15 protein-coding genes are annotated in these 18,080 nt (G+C 39.4%); 8 read left to right on the plus strand and 7 right to left on the minus strand.

Annotated elements, in window-relative coordinates:
- The first annotated feature begins 103 nt into the window (after positions 1-103).
- The 4 genes from LT090_RS06335 (at position 104) to LT090_RS06350 (ending at position 4,701) form a co-directional block, all read left to right on the plus strand.
- Positions 104-517, plus strand: a complete 414-nt coding sequence (locus LT090_RS06335) for a hypothetical protein (protein ID WP_068545107.1) — start codon at positions 104-106, stop codon at positions 515-517.
- A gap of 183 nt (positions 518-700) precedes the next feature.
- Entirely contained in the window at positions 701-1,675 is a 975-nt protein-coding gene (gene cysB, locus LT090_RS06340; protein WP_068545108.1) for an HTH-type transcriptional regulator CysB, read from the plus strand.
- Between the two features lie 167 nt (positions 1,676-1,842).
- Positions 1,843-3,276, plus strand: a complete 1,434-nt coding sequence (locus tag LT090_RS06345; RefSeq protein ID WP_068545109.1) for a mannose-1-phosphate guanylyltransferase/mannose-6-phosphate isomerase — start codon at positions 1,843-1,845, stop codon at positions 3,274-3,276.
- Complete coding sequence (locus LT090_RS06350) at positions 3,277-4,701, plus strand: phosphohexomutase domain-containing protein (protein WP_068545110.1); 1,425 nt, start codon at positions 3,277-3,279, stop codon at positions 4,699-4,701.
- A gap of 137 nt (positions 4,702-4,838) precedes the next feature.
- Here LT090_RS06350 and LT090_RS06355 read toward each other — a convergent pair whose 3' ends face one another.
- The 3 genes from LT090_RS06355 to pabB form a co-directional block, all read right to left on the minus strand.
- On the minus strand, positions 4,839-6,215 hold the full coding sequence (locus LT090_RS06355) for an L-serine ammonia-lyase (protein WP_068545111.1): 1,377 nt from the start codon (positions 6,213-6,215) through the stop codon (positions 4,839-4,841).
- Positions 6,216-6,323: 108 nt separating this feature from the next.
- The gene (locus tag LT090_RS06360; protein ID WP_068545112.1) at positions 6,324-6,893 is read right to left on the minus strand and encodes a CoA pyrophosphatase; all 570 of its coding nucleotides are present in this window, start codon (positions 6,891-6,893) and stop codon (positions 6,324-6,326) included.
- 7 nt (positions 6,894-6,900) lie between these two features.
- On the minus strand, positions 6,901-8,307 hold the full coding sequence (gene pabB, locus LT090_RS06365) for an aminodeoxychorismate synthase component I (RefSeq protein ID WP_068545337.1): 1,407 nt from the start codon (positions 8,305-8,307) through the stop codon (positions 6,901-6,903).
- A gap of 332 nt (positions 8,308-8,639) precedes the next feature.
- Here pabB and LT090_RS06370 point away from each other — a divergent pair, with 332 nt between their 5' ends.
- The 3 genes from LT090_RS06370 to LT090_RS06380 all read left to right on the plus strand — a co-directional run bounded on the left by LT090_RS06370 (position 8,640) and on the right by LT090_RS06380 (position 13,749).
- Positions 8,640-10,169 carry a fumarate hydratase gene (locus LT090_RS06370; RefSeq protein ID WP_068545113.1) on the plus strand — a complete coding sequence of 510 codons (1,530 nt, stop codon included), beginning with the start codon at positions 8,640-8,642 and terminating at the stop codon, positions 10,167-10,169.
- Between the two features lie 110 nt (positions 10,170-10,279).
- Positions 10,280-12,319, plus strand: coding sequence for a S9 family peptidase (locus LT090_RS06375; protein ID WP_068545114.1), 2,040 nt, complete (start codon positions 10,280-10,282; stop codon positions 12,317-12,319).
- A 149-nt stretch (positions 12,320-12,468) separates the two neighbouring features.
- Positions 12,469-13,749 carry a DNA recombination protein RmuC gene (locus LT090_RS06380; protein WP_068545338.1) on the plus strand — a complete coding sequence of 427 codons (1,281 nt, stop codon included), beginning with the start codon at positions 12,469-12,471 and terminating at the stop codon, positions 13,747-13,749.
- A gap of 81 nt (positions 13,750-13,830) precedes the next feature.
- On the opposite strand, the gene LT090_RS06385 is transcribed toward LT090_RS06380, so the two are convergent.
- Positions 13,831-15,168, minus strand: a complete 1,338-nt coding sequence (locus LT090_RS06385; protein WP_068545115.1) for a sodium-dependent transporter — start codon at positions 15,166-15,168, stop codon at positions 13,831-13,833.
- A 259-nt stretch (positions 15,169-15,427) separates the two neighbouring features.
- Between LT090_RS06385 and LT090_RS06390 the strand changes: the two genes are divergently transcribed.
- Positions 15,428-16,066 (plus strand): MBL fold metallo-hydrolase, encoded by a 639-nt coding sequence (locus tag LT090_RS06390; RefSeq protein WP_068545116.1) that lies wholly within the window; start codon positions 15,428-15,430, stop codon positions 16,064-16,066.
- Positions 16,067-16,098: 32 nt separating this feature from the next.
- Here the strand turns inward: LT090_RS06390 and LT090_RS06395 are convergent, their stop codons facing one another.
- The 3 genes from LT090_RS06395 to fur all read right to left on the minus strand — a co-directional run bounded on the left by LT090_RS06395 (position 16,099) and on the right by fur (position 17,922).
- On the minus strand, positions 16,099-16,617 hold the full coding sequence (locus LT090_RS06395; RefSeq protein WP_068545117.1) for an RNA methyltransferase: 519 nt from the start codon (positions 16,615-16,617) through the stop codon (positions 16,099-16,101).
- 156 nt (positions 16,618-16,773) lie between these two features.
- On the minus strand, positions 16,774-17,319 hold the full coding sequence (locus tag LT090_RS06400; RefSeq protein WP_157726591.1) for a hypothetical protein: 546 nt from the start codon (positions 17,317-17,319) through the stop codon (positions 16,774-16,776).
- Positions 17,320-17,478: 159 nt separating this feature from the next.
- On the minus strand, positions 17,479-17,922 hold the full coding sequence (gene fur / locus LT090_RS06405) for a ferric iron uptake transcriptional regulator (protein ID WP_068545119.1): 444 nt from the start codon (positions 17,920-17,922) through the stop codon (positions 17,479-17,481).
- Positions 17,923-18,080: the final 158 nt, after the last annotated feature.

Genomic DNA, 18,080 nt, shown 5'->3' on the forward strand with positions numbered 1-18,080 from the left:
AGATTATTAAAACAGTCTGGTGTTTTTTATTTTAAGCCAGTAGCAGCATTTTTATTTTAAATATCAGTCCTAGACAATGGGCGACACAAATAAGGGATTATCCGTGTTAAAAAATCTAATTATATTCATTTTAATTGGCAGCCTTTCAGCCTGTGCTTCAACTTCCAGTTCAAAGCAGCGACTTTCTGAAGAATCATTTGCGATGACGTCAAACGACTCATCCTATGGCTTCAATCAAGATAACCCGATACATTTAGGCGGCTTTTTGCGTGGCACAAAATATGAGGGCGCACATTATGATTATTTTGATGGTTTACTTGGGCCACACGGTGAACGTGTAATGGTAGAACGAGTTGGCAGTTGTTGTGGTTTTGAAGACTCATCGATGCCTTTTGGTGGTGGTATGTTAGATAGATACCGACTTAGCTACGAAGGCATTAAAAAGCCAGTTATTGTTTATGTTAATCTTTATAAATTTGAAAAACCTATGGCACCTCAAGGCTTTGCGCTTCTATAGGCTTATTGCGCATATTCACATCTATATTTGAAATATATAGTGGCGATTTTAGTCGCCTAAATAAGCGCATTAATATGTTGGTTAATTTGATGTAAATAAAATGAAAATTAATTACACATTAGAGCTAGATTTGCTTATAACTTTCAGTTATATTGATTTTTTTAGCATCGAAAAATGAATTAAATGAAACTACAGCAACTACGTTATATTGTTGAAATCGCCAACAACAAATTAAATGTTTCAGCAACAGCTGAAAAGCTTTTTACTTCGCAACCTGGGATCAGTAAACAAGTCCGTCTTCTAGAAGATGAACTTGGTGTACAGGTCTTTAATCGCTCTGGTAAACATTTGACTCATATAACTCCTGCCGGTGAAGAAATTATTCGTTATGCAAGTGAAATACTTGCTAAAACAGATGCCATTAATACCATTGCTAAAGAGCAAAACAAGCCAAATGAAGGTCGTTTGAAAATAGCGACAACTCATACTCAAGCACGTTATGTTCTGCCGGAAATCATCAAGCAATTTAGCAGCAAATATCCAAAAGTAAGAATGCAAATTCATCAAGGTAATCCAATTCAAATTAGCGACTTAGCTGCGAAAGGCGACGTTGATTTCGCGATAGCAACTGAATCGATGCACTTGTTTGATGATTTAGTTATGTTGCCTTGTTACCGCTGGAATCGCTCGATTATAGTTAAAAATGATCACCCACTAGCTCGACTTGCTAACATTAGCATTGAAGACGTAGCAAAGTTTCCGTTAGTTACTTACGTATTTGGTTTTACTGGTCGTTCAATGTTAGATAAAGCATTTGATAAAGCTGAGTTAACTCCTAACGTTGTGCTTACTGCAACAGATGCCGATGTAATTAAGACCTATGTAAGAGAGGGATTAGGTATTGGTGTGGTTGCATCTATGTCAGTTGACCCTATTTACGATAAAGATCTAACCGTGATCGATGCCAGTCATTTATTCGAGTCGAGTTATACTAAAATCGGTTTTAGACGTAGCTCATTCTTACGTGAATATATGTTTGATTTTATCGAGCGTTTTGCGCCGCATTTGACCAAAGACATTGTTACTAAGGCAATGCTGTTAAAAAATAATGAAGAGATAGAGCGTTTCCTTGAAGGTGTTGAACTACCGAAACGCTAATTGCTATTCTAAGGCAGTAGTTGCCATTAAAACGCAAGTCCTGAATATTATAAAACTCTAGCTAACGCTGGAGTTTTTTTTGCCCTACACGACATAGACCAGTAAATTGCAAAAGAAAAATTCAGTAAAATAGATTATCATTTAGCAAACTAATCAAGAATATAACTATGATCACTCCTGTAATATTAGCTGGTGGTATAGGCTCACGTTTATGGCCATTATCACGAAAGTTAATGCCCAAACAGTTTCTCAACTTAACGTCTTCTGAGTCTATGCTGCAGCAGACTTTAACGCGCCTTAAAGGTTTAAAATGTGGTAATGCCATCACTATTTGCAACGAAGAACACCGCTTTGTTGTCGCGGAACAATTGAGAAGTATTGATAGCTTAGGAAAGATATTACTTGAACCTGTTGGCCGCAATACGGCGCCCGCCATTGCGTTAGCTGCTATAGAACAACTTAAACAGCATAAAGACGCAGTATTACTGGTTTTGGCTGCCGATCATCACATTGAAGATGTTAGTGCATTTCAGCAACAGATAGAGCTGGCAAAAAAATGGGCTGAACAAGGTAAAATGGTGACCTTTGGTATCGTTGCCAAAACAGCCGAAACTGGGTTTGGTTATATTCGCGCCGGAAAAGCCCTTGGTGAATCAGCAGCAGATAAAGACGATATGAGTGCTAAGTGCTTTGCCATTGAACGCTTTGTTGAAAAACCTGATCTAGCAACCGCTAAACAATATATAGAGTCAGGTGACTATTTTTGGAACGCTGGCATTTTTATGTTTAAGGCATCTCGCTATCTTGAAGAGCTTGAGCTGCACAGGCCTGATATATTCGGTGCTTGCAAAAGCGCTATGGCAAATACTAAAAGCGATCTTGATTTCATTCGAGTTGATAATGATGCGTTTACTCAATGCCCAAGTGACTCGATTGATTATGCGGTAATGGAAAAAACCAGCTCCGGAGTCGTTGTCCCGCTTGATGCAAATTGGAATGATGTCGGCAGTTTTAAGGCGCTTTGGGATATCCATGACAAAGACAGTGATAACAATGTTCACCAAGGCGATGTGCTTAGCTGTAACTCCTCCAATAATTTAGTGATCGCAGAAAGTAAATTAGTTGCTACTGTCGGCGTTAGTGACACGATTGTTGTTCAAACTAAGGATGCGATATTAGTCGCTAATAAAGATAATGTGCAGCAGGTTAAGAATATTGTTCAACAAATCGAAACGTTAAATCGGCCCGAAGCAAATATTCATCGTCAGGTGTATAGACCATGGGGGCACTTTGATACGATTGATGTTGGCAGCAGAGATTTAGTGAAACGCATAACAGTTCTACCACAGCATAAACTGTCAATGCAGAAACATCAGCATAGAGCAGAACATTGGGTTGTTGTTTCCGGCACTGCCAAGGTAACCCGCGGCGAAGAAATCTTTTTATTAACTGAAAACCAATCCACTTATATTCCCGCAGGCGTGGTTCATAGCCTCGAAAATCCCGGAAAAATAGCATTAGAGATCATTGAAGTACAAAGCGGCGACTATTTAGGTGAAGATGATATTGAACGCTTTAAAGATGATTACGGCAGAGCTTAAATGGTGTCGTTAAACTGTTTTAACAGCAATGATATTCGCGGACAAATAGGTGATGATTTTAACCAAGACATTGCTTATGCCATAGGCCAAGCATTTGCCCAAGTTCGTAAACCGAAAACGATAGTGGTAGGCGCGGATAACCGATTAACTTCACCATTGATAAAAAGTGCAGTTATAAATGGCTTACTCGCAGAGAACATAAAAGTTATCGATATTGGTATGACAGGCAGTGAAGAGCTGTATTTTGCTACCAACTACCTTAATGCCTGTGGTGGTATAGAAGTAACTGCATCTCATAATCCAAAACATTATAACGGCATGAAGTTAGTTGCTGGGCACTCGAAACCGATTTCAAATGACAACGGTTTGTTAGAGATTAAAAACGCTGCGGAGATTTTTTTATCAAGCAGTCAAACTCTTGACGAAAAGCCCAATCACAAATCAAAAACAGCAGATGTTGAAGTTGCTGATTTAAAAACAGAGTATGCCAAGCACATGCTCAGTTTTATCGATGTGAGTAAATTAAAACCTTTGCGCATTGTGCTCAATAGCGGTAATGGAGCAGCAGGAGCTGCGATTGATGCTATTGAAAATGAACTTAGTAAACAAGGCGCCAAAATCGAGTTTATTAAACTTCACCATCAAGCAGATGGTAGCTTTCCTAATGGCGTGCCAAATCCAATGTTGCCTGAAAACCGGGCGGAAACCGCAGCCGCAGTAATCAACAATAACGCTGATTTTGGCGTTGCCTTTGATGGCGATTTCGATCGCTGTTTTTTCTTTGATGAAACTGGACGGTTTATTGAAAGTTACTATGTTGTCGGCCTTCTCGCGCAAGCGTTTCTCTCTAAACCTAATAGTAGAAACAAAGAAACCATGCAAAAGATAATTCACGATCCGCGCTTATGGTTTAACACTGTAGAGATAGTTAAACGTGAGGGTGGCCAAGCGATGATGAGTAAAGCAGGGCATAGCTATATAAAAGACAAGATGCGTAGCGAAAATGCAATCTACGGCGGTGAAATGAGTGGTCATCACTATTTTCGAGAGTTTAATTATTGTGATTCTGGCATGATACCCTGGTTGTTAGTTACTGAGCTTTTATCGACAGAGCTTCTATCATCAGAGCAGCAATCGTTATCAACCATGGTAACGTCGCAAATTAATGCTTATCCAACTTCTGGTGAAATTAATCTAACCCCATCGAATGTAAACAAGGCCATTGATGGCGTAAGAAACGCATTTGAAAAACAGGCAATTCACATCGACTGTTTTGACGGACTATCAATGGAATTTGATGATTGGCGTTTTAATTTAAGACAATCAAATACGGAAGCACTGCTGCGCTTAAATGTTGAAACTCGAGGTGATAAAATACTTTTAAAGCAAAAGACAGAATTGTTGTTACAAGTGATTGCTAGCTAATTGTTGGCTAATTGTTGGCTAATTGTTGGCTAATTGTTGGCGCAATTTTAGTTTTGAGAATATGCAAGTAATGATGGTGTTTGATAGAAATTGGGACTAGAACGTTCTAGTCCCGATTTTTCAATTTAAAGTTAAGGTTAACATTCAATAATATTAACCGCTAAACCGCCACGAGACGTTTCTTTGTATTTAGTCTTCATGTCGTTGCCGGTATCCCACATGGTTTTGATTACTTTATCTAGCGACACCTTTTGTGTACCTGTGCCGCGCATAGCAAGACGTGAGGCGTTAATGGCTTTAACTGAACCCATGGCATTACGTTCAATACATGGAACCTGTACAAGACCACCAACAGGGTCACAGGTTAGCCCTAAGTTATGTTCCATACCAATTTCAGCTGCATTTTCAACTTGTTCAGGGCTGCCACCTAAAATTTCGGTTAATGCACCAGCGGCCATTGAACAAGCAACACCGACTTCACCTTGACAACCTACTTCTGCACCAGAGATAGAGGCATTTGTTTTATATAAAATACCAATAGCTGCAGCCGTTAATAAATAACGAATACAGTCTTCGTCAGAAACCGGTTTAACAAATTTATCGTAGTAACAAAGCACTGCAGGCAAGATTCCAGCAGCACCATTGGTTGGCGCTGTTACTACTTGTGAGCCTGCTGCATTTTCTTCGTTAACTGCCAAAGCGAATAAGTTTACCCAGTCCATTGCTTGCAAAGGGTCGGCATTTTTTTCAACATTCAATAGACGATGTAAGTTAGGTGCACGACGCTTTACTTTTAAACCACCTGGCAGGATACCTTCGGTTCGCATGCCACGTTCAACTGAAGAAAACATGGTTTTCCATATTTTCACTAGTTCAGCACGAATAAATGATTCATCATTCAAACACTTCTCATTTGCCATCATTAACGAACTAATGCTTAAGCCATTTTCTTTACACAAGGTAATTAGTTCGTCAGCAGAAGTGAATCGATAAGGACGTTTGATGTTATTGTGCAGCGATAACGCTTTATCTTTTTCTTTTTCAAACTCACTATCCTCGACAATAAAACCACCGCCAATAGAGTAATAGGTTTGCTCAAAAATCTTTTCGTCATTGTTAAATGCGTAGATAGTCATGGCATTGGCATGGGCAGGTAATGTTTTGCGACGGTGATAAATTATTGCGTCTTTTTTTGGAAAGTCGATAGACTTTTCATTATTTAAAATAACTTGTTCAGTCGCATTTGTGGTTTCTAAAATAGTATCAATTTTGTCGACTGCAACGCTTTCAGGTGCTTCACCATGTAAGCCTAGTATGACTGCTTTACCGGTTCCGTGACCGATACCTGTTTGACCTAGTGAGCCAAATAACTCACAGGTTACTTTGTTGGTATTGTCAAAAAGGTTGTTTGCTTTAAGCGCTTCAATAAAACAATTTGCCGCACGCATTGGACCAACGGTATGAGAGCTCGAAGGCCCGATACCGATGGAGAACATATCAAAAACACTGATCATTTGTTTGAACCTGATTATTATGCACGTTGAATCTATTAAACAACCTGCTGATTTTTATTTGAGCGGATTTTACTTTAGGCGGTGAAAGGTTACAAACACAATTACATTTTATTTAAGGTGTTGTACCAAATCTTTTAATATTGCCGCCGTTGCGCCCCAAATGTTGTAGTTTAAATATGGCATAAAATAGACTTTATGCTTATTACCTTGACGACTAAATTCAACTTTTAGGTGATTATCTTCATCAAAAAAATGCGAGAAGGGCACGTAAAAAACTTCGGCAACCTCATTTTGGTCGATAACAAAGTTATAGTTATCAGGGATGAAACCAATGATAGGGGTGATGTGAAAGCCCGTAATGGTATGGTATGGCTTAAGTTGGCCAACAATCTTTATTTCATCACGATTAACGCCGATTTCTTCTTCGGTTTCACGCAATGCGGTATCGATAAGGTGAATATCTTGTTTTTCGACTTTACCACCCGGAAAGCTAATTTGCCCAGCATGGTGCTTGAGGTGACTCGCCCGCTTGGTTAAAACAATACTTAATTCATTCCCATGGTCGACAATGGGAATTAGCACACTTGCATGCTTTAAATCGCCAACATGCTGATAACTTGATGACAGTTCATCAAGGTGATGAAAAGCAAATTTCTGCAAAAACTGCTGCTTATTCATATATCGCTCAATCCATGGCTTTAGTATTATTCGGCGTATTTTGTAAAACGGGTAATATTTTATTGACCTTATCAAACGTTTCTTGGTATTCACTGTCCAGTTGTGAGTCGGCAACCAAACCGCCACCAGCCCAGCAATGGATGCGCTCTTGTTCACATACTAAGGTGCGAATTGTAATACTTGAATCCATCTTACCGCACGCTGAAATATAACCAATAGAACCACAATAAACGCTTCGCCTGTGAGGCTCTAGTTCTTCTATTATTTCCATCGCTCGAATTTTGGGCGCGCCAGTTATTGAACCGCCAGGGAATGCGCCGCGCAGTAAATCGGTGCCATCAAATTCTTGTGAAAGCATGCCTTCAACGGTACTGACTAAATGATGCACGGCAGGGAAGCTTTCTATTTCAAATAATGACGGAACATTAACGGAGCCTGGGCGACAGACTTTGGAAATGTCATTTCGAAGCAAGTCGACGATCATTAAGTTTTCAGCACGATCTTTTGGCGAGTTCTGCAATTCGTCGGCATGCTCTTTATCAAACTCTTTAATCGCTGAGCGTGGTCGTGTGCCTTTGATTGGTTTACTTTGTACTTTGCGATTTTTAAGTTGTAAGAAACGCTCTGGAGATACACTTAATATCGCACCTTCTTCAATGCGCATAAATGCTGAAAATGGCGCTTTGTTACTGGCCCTTAATCGTTTATATGCATCAAATTCATTACCTTGATATAAGGCGCTAAAACGCTGAGCTAGGTTAATTTGATAACAATCACCAGCGTTCAAATATTGCTTCACCTTAGCGAATTTTTCAGCGTACTGTTGTTTGCTCATATTAGACCGCCAATCACAATTTAGAGTAAAATTGTCTGGCTGCTCTTCAAAGTTGGCAATTAATGAGTCGATGCGCCCGGCTAATTGCTCGATGTCATTGTCATGGCAAACTAATGTATAGGTAGAGTTTTTACGGTTATAAATAATCGCTTGTTTATAGATGCCTACGGCCATATCTGGCAGCGTAATATCAAGTAAGCTTGTTGCCGGCAATTGTTCAAAACGACGACCTAAATCGTAACTAAAGTAGCCAACAGCGCCACCGATAAATGGCATTTTACTTTGATTGCTAAATGGTTTTGGAAACACTCTGTTTTGCACTTGTTGCAGCAGTTTCAGCGGATCTTCAGCCGAGACTTCAACTTTATCCTCGGTGAGATAATTAATTCGCGTGCTTTTATTTGATGTTTTTAGTGTGGCAACGGGAGAAAACACTAAGATGTCGTAGTTACTATCTACATGGTCACTTTCGCCTGAGTCTAACCAAAAAGCCCAATTGTCATTGGCCCAAATTGAAAATAAAGTTTCAGGGTGTAAGTGCTGCCAATGGGGCATATCGATGGTCGATAGGTTACTCATTGTAGTATTGGTATTGCCGTTTTTATTGCTATCGTTTTGTTGATTCACAGTGCCGTGTTACCGCTTTTTTGCAATCATTCAATTGCTCGTCATTGTATCAAAAGTTAAAACTTACGCCTATCAATTGACGATTTTATTATTTTCTTTTTCATTGACGATAAAACGGCAAGCGAAATTGACTGATTTATAGCCCTTTGTCTTATTGTGATAAACCTTGCTGCACTGTATGATATGCCGATATTTATACATTTAGACTTATACATATAGAATATAAAACGTTACCGCACGGTAAAACGTATTATTAAAACATTGATATAGACGGTGAGAACACTATGACTGTTATAAAGCAACAGGATTTTATTGATAGCATTGAAGATGCTTTACAATATATTTCTTTTTATCATCCAATTGATTTTATCCAAGCCCTGGAAAAAGCCTACAACAAAGAGCAAAGTACTGCGGCAAAAGATGCAATCGCACAAATTTTGATTAACTCAAGAATGTCTGCAGAAGGGCATCGTCCAATCTGTCAAGATACCGGTATCGTGACTTGTTTCGTGAAAGTAGGTATGGACGTTAAGTGGGATAAAACAGAATTAACTGTGCAACAAATGGTTGATGAAGGTACTCGCCGTGCATACAACAATCCAGATAATCCACTGCGAGCATCGATTGTAAAAGATCCCGCTGGTAAACGAATCAATACTAAAGATAACACGCCTTCTGTTGTGCATCTTGATTTGGTTGCAGGTAGTGGTGTTGAAGTAATGATCGCTGCAAAAGGTGGCGGTAGTGAAAATAAAACTAAAATGGCAATGTTAAACCCGTCAGATTCAATTGCTGATTGGGTAGTAAAAACCTTACCAACAATGGGCGCTGGTTGGTGTCCACCAGGCATGTTAGGCATAGGCATTGGCGGTACGGCCGAAAAAGCTGGTGTACTGGCGAAAGAAAGCTTAATGGATCCTGTAGATATTCAGGAATTAATCGACCGTGGTCCACAAAATGCTGAAGAAGAATTACGTTTAGAAATTTTTGAACGCGTAAACAAACTGGGTATTGGTGCACAAGGTCTTGGTGGTTTAACAACGGTTGTTGACGTTAAGATTAATGCGGTTCCAACCCATGCTGCTTCTAAACCAGTGGTGATGATCCCCAATTGTGCTGCAACTCGCCATGTTCATTTCCATCTTGATGGCAGTGGCCCAGCAGATCTTACTCCGCCAAAACTTGAAGAATGGCCTGAAGTGACATGGGAAGTTGGCGAAAATGTACGTCGTGCTAATGCAAACACCTTAACCAAAGAAGAAATTGCCAGCTGGAAAACCGGCGAGACGGTATTACTTTCAGGTAAAATCTTGACCGGTCGTGATGCGGCACACAAAAAGATCCAACAATTACTTGAGTCAGGTGAAGGTTTACCAGAAGGCGTAGACTTCACCAATAAATTTATTTATTACGTGGGTCCTGTAGATGCGGTAGGCGATGAGGTTGTAGGTCCTGCGGGTCCGACAACGGCAACTCGTATGGATAAGTTTACCGAAATGATGTTAGCCGAAACCGGCTTATTAGGTACGATTGGTAAAGCTGAACGTGGTCCAGGTACTGTTGAAAGCATCAAGAATCACAAATCTGTGTACTTGATGGCTGTTGGCGGCGCTGCTTATTTAGTGTCAAAAGCAATTAAGAAATCACGCGTTGTTGCTTTTGAAGAACTAGGTATGGAAGCTATTTACGAATTTGACGTAGAAGATATGCCAGTAACCGTTGCTGTGGATAGCACTGGTGAATCTGCACATGTAACCGGTCCAGCTATTTGGAAAGGCAAAATAGAAGTAATGGATGCTGCGAATAATTCGTAATCCTAAAATTTAGAAAAACAAGCGCCCGACAGGGCGTTTGTCATTTTTAAAAACGAAAGTTAGAAACAAGTTAAACAAAAGTTAATTTAGAAGTAATAAAGAAACAAAATATGAAGTTCAATAAAACCCTAAGTATTGCTGCACTAGCAGCAATGTCTTTAAGCACAACTGTTAACGCGAAAAGCGATATTCTAACGGTTGATACGTTAAATAATTTAAACCAACTACATGATGTAGTGATTTCACCAAACGGCAGCAAGCTTGTTTATGGTGTAAAAAAAGGCCAAGAGAAAAACACTAACCACCTTTACCTTTTAGATATCAAAACCGGTAAAACATCACAAATAACAAGTCACGCAACCAGTGAATCTTCAGTTGTATGGGCAAAAGATGGCTCGGGTGTTTATTTCTTATCGTCACGTAGCGGTTCTACGCAATTATGGTTTTTACCATTAACTGGTGGTGAAGCGATTCAGCGTACCGATTTCCCTCTTTCGGTTGAAGGTTATAAATTATCAAGCGATGAGCAGCAAATCGCATTAGCGTTTACAGTAATGCCAGGTTGTGAGACGTTCAAGTGTACCATTGATGCAATGAACGCTGAAAAGGCGAAAAAGCATAATACTCGTGCCTACGATAAATTAATGGTTCGTCACTGGGATCATTGGTTAGATAACTTTAATACTCACTTGTTTGTAGCGAACCTTGAACAAGGTAAAGTTGCCACCAATGCCAAAGATTTAATGCCATCGTGGGATTCCGATATTGCTGGAATTGGCCAAGTATCGTTCAATCCAAATGGCAAAAGCATCGCATTTTCGGCAAAGCTACCTAGTGATGATCAAGCATGGACGACGAATTGGGATATCTTTGAAGTTGATATTGAATCGGCTAAAATCAATAACTTAACGGACGATAATGAAGCATGGGATGCAATGCCTGTTTATTCATCTGACGGACGTTATCTTGCATATAAAGCAATGAATACACCGGTTTATGAATCGGATAAGTACACCTTGCATGTAAAAGATTTACGCAGTAATGAAACACAAAAAGTAGCGCCATTGTGGGATCGTTCAATTGCAAGCTTCCAATTTGCTAGCGACAATCGCAGTGTTATTGCCGTTGCGCAAGATGTTGGTCAAAAAAGTATTTTTAACATTGATCTTCAGTTTGGTGAAGTAACGACAATCAGCAGTCAAGGTTACTCAGGCGATGTGTCAATTGCCGGTGATAGTGTTTACTTTACTCGTCATGACTTAGGTCACCCTGCAGATATTTATACAGTTAAAACTGACGGTTACGGCATTAAGCAGTTAACTGACATAAACAAAGACAAGCTTGCTAATGTGAAGCTTGGCGACTTCGAACAATTTAAGTTTAAAGGCTGGAACAACGAAGACGTTCATGGCTACTTAGTTAAGCCGGCAAACTTTAAACAAGGTGAGCAATATCCAATCGCGTTTTTAGTACATGGCGGACCACAAGGTAGCTTTGGTAATATGTTCCACTATCGTTGGAACGCTCAACTTTGGGCGGCACAAGGGTATGGCGTAGTGATGGTAGATTTCCATGGCTCGACTGGCTACGGTCAGGCATTCACTGACTCAATCAGTCAAAACTGGGGCTCTCGTCCATTAGAAGATTTACAAAAAGGTATGGATTACATCACCAAAAGCCAACCTTGGTTAGACCGTGATAACGCTTGTGCGCTCGGCGCATCATACGGTGGTTACATGATGAATTGGATCATGGGTAACTGGTCTGATGGTTTCAACTGTATTGTTAACCATGCTGGCTTATTCGACATGAAGAGCTTTTACAATGTAACAGAAGAGCTATGGTTCCCTGAACACGACTTTACTGGCCCATATTGGGAAAAAGAAGAAGAGTACAGCAAGTATGATCCATCACGCTTCGTAGACAACTGGAAAATGCCAATGTTAATTATCCAGGGTGAACTTGATTACCGTGTACCTTATGGCCAAAGTTTAGGTGCGTTCACAACGATGAAACGTAAAGGCCTAGAGTCTCGTTTAGTGATGTTCCCAGATGAAGATCACCATATTCGCAATCCAGATAATTTAAAAGAATGGTATCGAGAAATTTTTGTTTGGATGGATAAATATCTAGAGAAAAACGGCGAGTAATTTGAGCCATTAATCAATTTCAAATCCCGGCATCTGCCGGGATTTTTTTTAATATCAAACTGATATGTCTAGGTTGAGTAAATAACTCCTTGACCTTAAAGAGCCGTTAATGATTAAATGGACTGTAAAAATAACCAGTGGTTTTAGCCATGAACAGTGCCCAAATAGATCCATCAATTTTCCTTTACGTCGCTTTATCATTGCTTGTGCTATTGAGCATAATGACCGTTATTCTGCTAGCCAAAGTGTCTTCCTTAAGTAACGCCGTTAACAATCAAAATAATGATAATAAAGTTGCGCAAGATAGAGCCTCACAACTAGTAAAACAGATACAAGATTTACGTTCTAGTCAAGAAAATACCGGCGCAGTGCTACAAATTAAACTGCTACAACAACTTGCCGAACACAAAGAGCAATTTAATAAAAACCAATTGTTTGCCATTAATCAGCTTGTTACCCATTTAAATAAATCCACGAAAGAAAGCAGGGAAGAGCTTTCTAAATCGATGGCGATGAATGCTGAAGTGTTAGCGAAGCGGATGAAGGAACTTACCGAAAGCACTGACAAACGTTTACAAGATATTTCCACCGGTGTTGAAAAACGTTTAACCGATGGCTTTGATAAAACCACCAAGACATTCAATGATATTGTTAAGCGTCTAGCGCTAATTGACGACGCACAGAAAAAAATTACCGAGCTATCAGGCAATGTGGTGAGTTTACAAGAAGTGCTAAGTGATAAGCGCTCGCGTGGTGCATTTGGTGAAGTTCAATTAAATGCGTTGATTCGTAATGTACTACCGGAAAAACACTTTGCTTTGCAGCATACTTTGAGTAATAGCAAAATTGCCGATTGCATGCTGTTTTTGCCAGAGCCTACCGGCAACGTTGCCATCGATTCAAAGTTTCCATTAGAAAGCTTTAAGAAAATGATGGATGTGCATCTTGGCGAAAGTGACCGCAAACTTGCAGAGCGCCAGTTTAAACAAGACATTAAAAAGCATATTGGCGATATTGCTGGCAAATACATTATCGATAAGGAAACGTCTGATGGCGCGATCATGTTTATTCCCGCTGAAGCAGTATTTGCTGAGATCCATGCTCATTTCCCTGAACTGGTAGAGCTCGCTTATCAAAATCGTGTTTGGTTAACCTCGCCAACGACGCTTATGGCAATTTTGACCACGGCTCGCTCTGTTATTAAGGATGAGGCAACCCGTCAGCAAGTTCATTTAATACAAGAGCATCTAGGGCTCTTAGGTAAAGATTTTGGTCGCTTTCGAACTCGTTTTGACAATCTAGCCAAACATATCGACCAAGCAGCTACTGATGTGAAACAAATTCATACATCAGCAGATAAAATATCTAATCGATTTGAAAAAATTGAACAAGTTGAGTTAACAGATGAGAAGCTATCGATAACCGAATAGCTTTTTGCTCATTGATAATACAAAGGGAGCAGATGCTCCCTTTTTTGTTTTATCTGTCGCTTAAATGCCGTTAAATGGCTATTACATCGCCATCACAGTATTAACAAATACAACGGTCAGTAACAATGGACATACGAATCGTAAATAGTTGCCCCAAAGCTTTAAGCTTGGCTTGGCATCAATAACCGCTTTGTCTTTAAGTAGATTGCCACGCTTCCATATCCAGCCAACCACAATAAAGTAAAATAAACCCATTATCGGCAATTGGAAGGTATTTACCCAGCTAATTACTGCATCAAATAATGTGTCAAAATTAAACACTAAGGTCATACACGCGGCTAAGACAATTATAGAAACTAAGAGTGTAGCCTTACCACGCGAATAGCCTTTGCTTTCAAGTAAGTAGGAAACAGGAACTTCGGTAGCTGAAATTGTTGAAGTAAGTGCCGCCATCGACATTAATGAGAAAAACATAAGCGCAATATAAACACCAACGGTTCCCATTGATTCAAATAATGTCGGTAATACCGAAAATATTAATTGTGGGCCGCCAATGAGTTGGCCATTAGTAAACACTTCTTGACCCATATGCTGAGCGACGAAAAGTGTTGGGATGATAAGTAAACCTGCAAGAATAGCAATCAACGTATCTAACGCGGTGATCGAAACCACTAATTTACCGAGACCTTCACCTTTTTTCATGTAAGAGCCGTATACCATCATACCGCCGACACCAATGGATAAAGAGAAGAAAGCTTGTCCCATTGCTGCAATAATTAAGTTCGGGTCTTTTAATTGGCTAAAATCAGGAACTAAGTACATCTCTATGCCTTCACTAGCGCCAGGTTGCTGTAAAATATAGATGATCAAAGCAACAAGCAATAGAAAAAGAATTGGCATTAATCGGCTAGACCAACGTTCGATACCGGCGTGAACGCCTTTTTTTATCACTAGCGCACTAAGAATTATAAATATAGGGGTAAATATTAGATTGCGCAGATCACTAGACTCTCCTAACCAAGTCGCCACAGAGTCAAATCCACTGAGCTGTGCCAGTGGCGATAGCGCATGAGATAGCATCCAACCAGCAACGATTGAATAGAAGCTTAACATTAATATCGCGCCTAATAAGCCAAATAAACCTGCATATTTGCCGACATTTCGAGAAACACCTTCACAGGCATCTTCTAATGCTGAAACTGGATTTTTTTGTGCCTGGTTACCTATATACATTTCTGCATATAACGCCGGTAAAGCTAATAAAACGGTAACCATGAGATAAACGAAAACGAACGCTCCGCCACCATTATTAGCAGCTTGTGTAGGGAAGCCCCAAATATTTCCCAAGCCAATAGCGGAACCAGCGGCTGCTAAAACAAAGCCGATACGTGAGTGAAAAGAATCACGGATAATAGACATATAGATTACTTCTTATAATTATTATTTTGTATCGTCATTAGTGAGATCATTTAAAATGAAGCATTTTTATAATCACTATGACATTTTTATTTATCTGAGCTTACTAATTTACGGGTTATAAAGGCAAGTAAAATTATCAGCAAAGAGCTAGTCGTTTAAACACATCAGCTGTAATTTATGCAAAAGTGCCGTTATTGCACTAGAAACAACTTACGTATTTGCTTATTATTGGGCTAATTTGAAATACGAAGAACTTTCTATGCTGCAGTATAAAATCATTCCCGTTACGCCTTTTCAACAAAACGCGACATTAATTTGGTGCGATCAAACAATGGAAGGCGCAATTATTGACGCTGGTGGCGAAACACCGCGCTTGCTAGCTGAAGCACAGAATCATGGAATAAAGCTAACTAAATTATTATTAACTCATTCTCACGTTGATCATGCTGGCGGCACGCAAGATATCGCTGATAGCTTATCTTTGCCTATTGAAGGACCACACAAAGACGACCAATTTTGGATTGATATCTTTGATCATCAGATTAAACAATTCGGTTTCCCTGGAGCACGGGTGTTTAAAACCAATCGATGGTTAGAAGGTGGTGATACAGTTACCGTTGGTAATGAAACACTCGAAGTATACTTTTGCCCAGGTCACACGCCAGGACATATCGTGTTTTTTCATCGCGAATCAAAGCTTGCGCAAGTTGGTGATGTACTTTTTCGTGGTTCGATTGGGCGTACAGATTTTCCTAAAGGGGACCAAGCGACACTGGTTAATGCCATTAAAACCCAATTATGGCCGTTGGGAGATGATGTTAAGTTTATTCCTGGTCACGGACCGATGGGCACATTTGGTGAAGAGCGTCGCACTAATCCTTATGTCAGAGATAACTAGACTTTATAGAAAGTAACTCTCTGCTATCTACTCTAACGTTTAATTTTGACTTTGTTGTTGGTATCACGACTTGCTCGAATTAACTCATCAGAGCCGATAGACGTCTTCGATTTAGCTAATCGATCATATAAAACAACGTTTACTGTTGCCGCTAAATTCATGCAGCCAATGGTGGGGATGTAAACCACATTATCAGCACAATCAATGATTTTTTGCGCTATGGTGCCATCTTCAGGGCCAAAGATATAATAGGCGTTTTCAGGGTGTTTAAATTCAGGCAGGGCAGTCGCGCCTTCAACTAAGTCTACACAAACAATCGTTGCACCTTCAGGCTTAGCATTAATAATATCGTCTACTTCTGAAAGTGGAATTTTTTCAGAAACATTTTTAGTGTCAGTTTGGAACTTTGAAGCAAAGCCATAACGCTTACCGGTGTAACTAACACTTTCAACCTGATAGCAACCACTGGCGCGCATAATAGAGCCAACATTTTCAGGACTTTTAGGATTGATCAAACCTATATTGGCGGAGTTACTTTTCGACGAGGTCATGGTGCGCTAGCTTTGTTAGTGAGTTCTAATTTGATGGGAAATTATAAACTATCTTAGTTCAAATAAATATTGTCTATAAGATAAAAACTCAATTTCTAATAAGTTCAACTTAAGTACACAGTCATCTCTGTGTCACTTCAATTGAACAATCACTCGCTATTGCTGCATTTTAACTTTACCTTCAACCATTGCTTTTTTTTCAGCAACATCGTCAGTTAATGTTTGGTAATTTTCTAAGATGTATTCAATGGCTTCATTTTGTTTTTCGATATAACCAGGTTCTTTAACGTCTGTGCCGGCCAAGCATGTTTGCGCCTCAATATTGGTCAGTAGATCATTATTGATACTCTTTAATGTTGTAAGGTTTGTCTGTAGCCAAGTTAGTTCTTTCTCAGCTTGCAGAACGTCCTCTTCACTTTTTCTATGTAAATACTGATATTTTTTGGCAATTTGATTTAGGCTGATTTGCTGCCACTCAGAGGTTAGCACATCGTTTTGCTGCTTATCCCATACAAACGATTGCACACTTTTATTGATGTTTAGATAGTTCTGATAATCGCACTCTGGCGTGACAGGCTCTGGTTCATTGGCACAAGATGTGAGTAAACTAATAAAACCAGCACAAAAACCAACACGACAAACCGCAGTAAATAACGAACGGGTAGCTCTATTATAAATTTTTATCGTCGTCTTCATCATCATAGTCCCTAAGATAAGTTTCACGCTCTAGTATAGTCGACGAATAGACAAAGACATCAATTTAAACAGGTATTGGGGATTAGGTGTCAAATCGAAGGCATAAAAAAGCCCAGGCTATGCTGGGCTCAATTTATGGACATTAGCTGATAATAATCAGAACTTTTAGGAGTGAGACTTTCTATATTCTTCGCAAGCTACTTCGTCTTCACATTCACCATAAAGATATAAACTGTGATTAGTTAATTTTATATTATTACTTTTCGCGATGTTTTCTTGACGTTGTTCAATAATATCATCTTCAAACTCGACTACTTTGCCGCACTTTAAGCAAACTAAATGATCGTGATGGGCTTTATGTGAGAGTTCAAATACTGATTTTCCACCTTCAAAATGATGGCGAGTGACAATGCCTGCATCATCAAATTGGTTCAATACTCGATAAACTGTAGCTAAGCCAATTTCTTCATGCTGTTCAAGTAATATTTTATACACATCTTCAGCGCTAATATGTTGGTTATTAGGGTTTTGTAATATGTCTAAAATCTTTACTCGAGGTAAAGTAACCTTAAGTCCAGCTCTTTTTAATTCTTCGTTTTGATCTGGCATAACCTGTGTTTCTAAAAATTAAGTTAGCCAAATTATAGGGGGGAATCGGATCAGTTGAAAGCACTAATTAAGAATTATTTGCATTTACTAGTTTATTGTACGTTTAATCAACAATAGGTGGGTTTGTTATAAATACTTTTACTTGGTTAATGATATAA

Origin of the sequence: Thalassotalea crassostreae (assembly GCF_001831495.1) — a bacterium.
Lineage (GTDB): Bacteria > Pseudomonadota > Gammaproteobacteria > Enterobacterales > Alteromonadaceae > Thalassotalea_A > Thalassotalea_A crassostreae.

What these genes read in the sequence shown, in the direction of transcription:
- cysB (WP_068545108.1), top strand. Translation starts at nt 701, where the DNA reads ATGAAACTACAGCAACTACGTTATATTGTTGAAATCGCCAACAACAAA.
- LT090_RS06345 (WP_068545109.1), top strand. Translation starts at nt 1,843, where the DNA reads ATGATCACTCCTGTAATATTAGCTGGTGGTATAGGCTCACGTTTATGG.
- LT090_RS06350 (WP_068545110.1), top strand. Translation starts at nt 3,277, where the DNA reads ATGGTGTCGTTAAACTGTTTTAACAGCAATGATATTCGCGGACAAATA.
- LT090_RS06355 (WP_068545111.1), bottom strand. Translation starts at nt 6,215, where the DNA reads ATGATCAGTGTTTTTGATATGTTCTCCATCGGTATCGGGCCTTCGAGC.
- LT090_RS06360 (WP_068545112.1), bottom strand. Translation starts at nt 6,893, where the DNA reads ATGAATAAGCAGCAGTTTTTGCAGAAATTTGCTTTTCATCACCTTGAT.
- pabB (WP_068545337.1), bottom strand. Translation starts at nt 8,307, where the DNA reads ATGAGTAACCTATCGACCATCGATATGCCCCATTGGCAGCACTTACAC.
- LT090_RS06370 (WP_068545113.1), top strand. Translation starts at nt 8,640, where the DNA reads ATGACTGTTATAAAGCAACAGGATTTTATTGATAGCATTGAAGATGCT.
- LT090_RS06375 (WP_068545114.1), top strand. Translation starts at nt 10,280, where the DNA reads ATGAAGTTCAATAAAACCCTAAGTATTGCTGCACTAGCAGCAATGTCT.
- LT090_RS06380 (WP_068545338.1), top strand. Translation starts at nt 12,469, where the DNA reads ATGAACAGTGCCCAAATAGATCCATCAATTTTCCTTTACGTCGCTTTA.
- LT090_RS06385 (WP_068545115.1), bottom strand. Translation starts at nt 15,168, where the DNA reads ATGTCTATTATCCGTGATTCTTTTCACTCACGTATCGGCTTTGTTTTA.
- LT090_RS06390 (WP_068545116.1), top strand. Translation starts at nt 15,428, where the DNA reads ATGCTGCAGTATAAAATCATTCCCGTTACGCCTTTTCAACAAAACGCG.
- LT090_RS06395 (WP_068545117.1), bottom strand. Translation starts at nt 16,617, where the DNA reads ATGACCTCGTCGAAAAGTAACTCCGCCAATATAGGTTTGATCAATCCT.
- LT090_RS06400 (WP_157726591.1), bottom strand. Translation starts at nt 17,319, where the DNA reads ATGATGATGAAGACGACGATAAAAATTTATAATAGAGCTACCCGTTCG.
- fur (WP_068545119.1), bottom strand. Translation starts at nt 17,922, where the DNA reads ATGCCAGATCAAAACGAAGAATTAAAAAGAGCTGGACTTAAGGTTACT.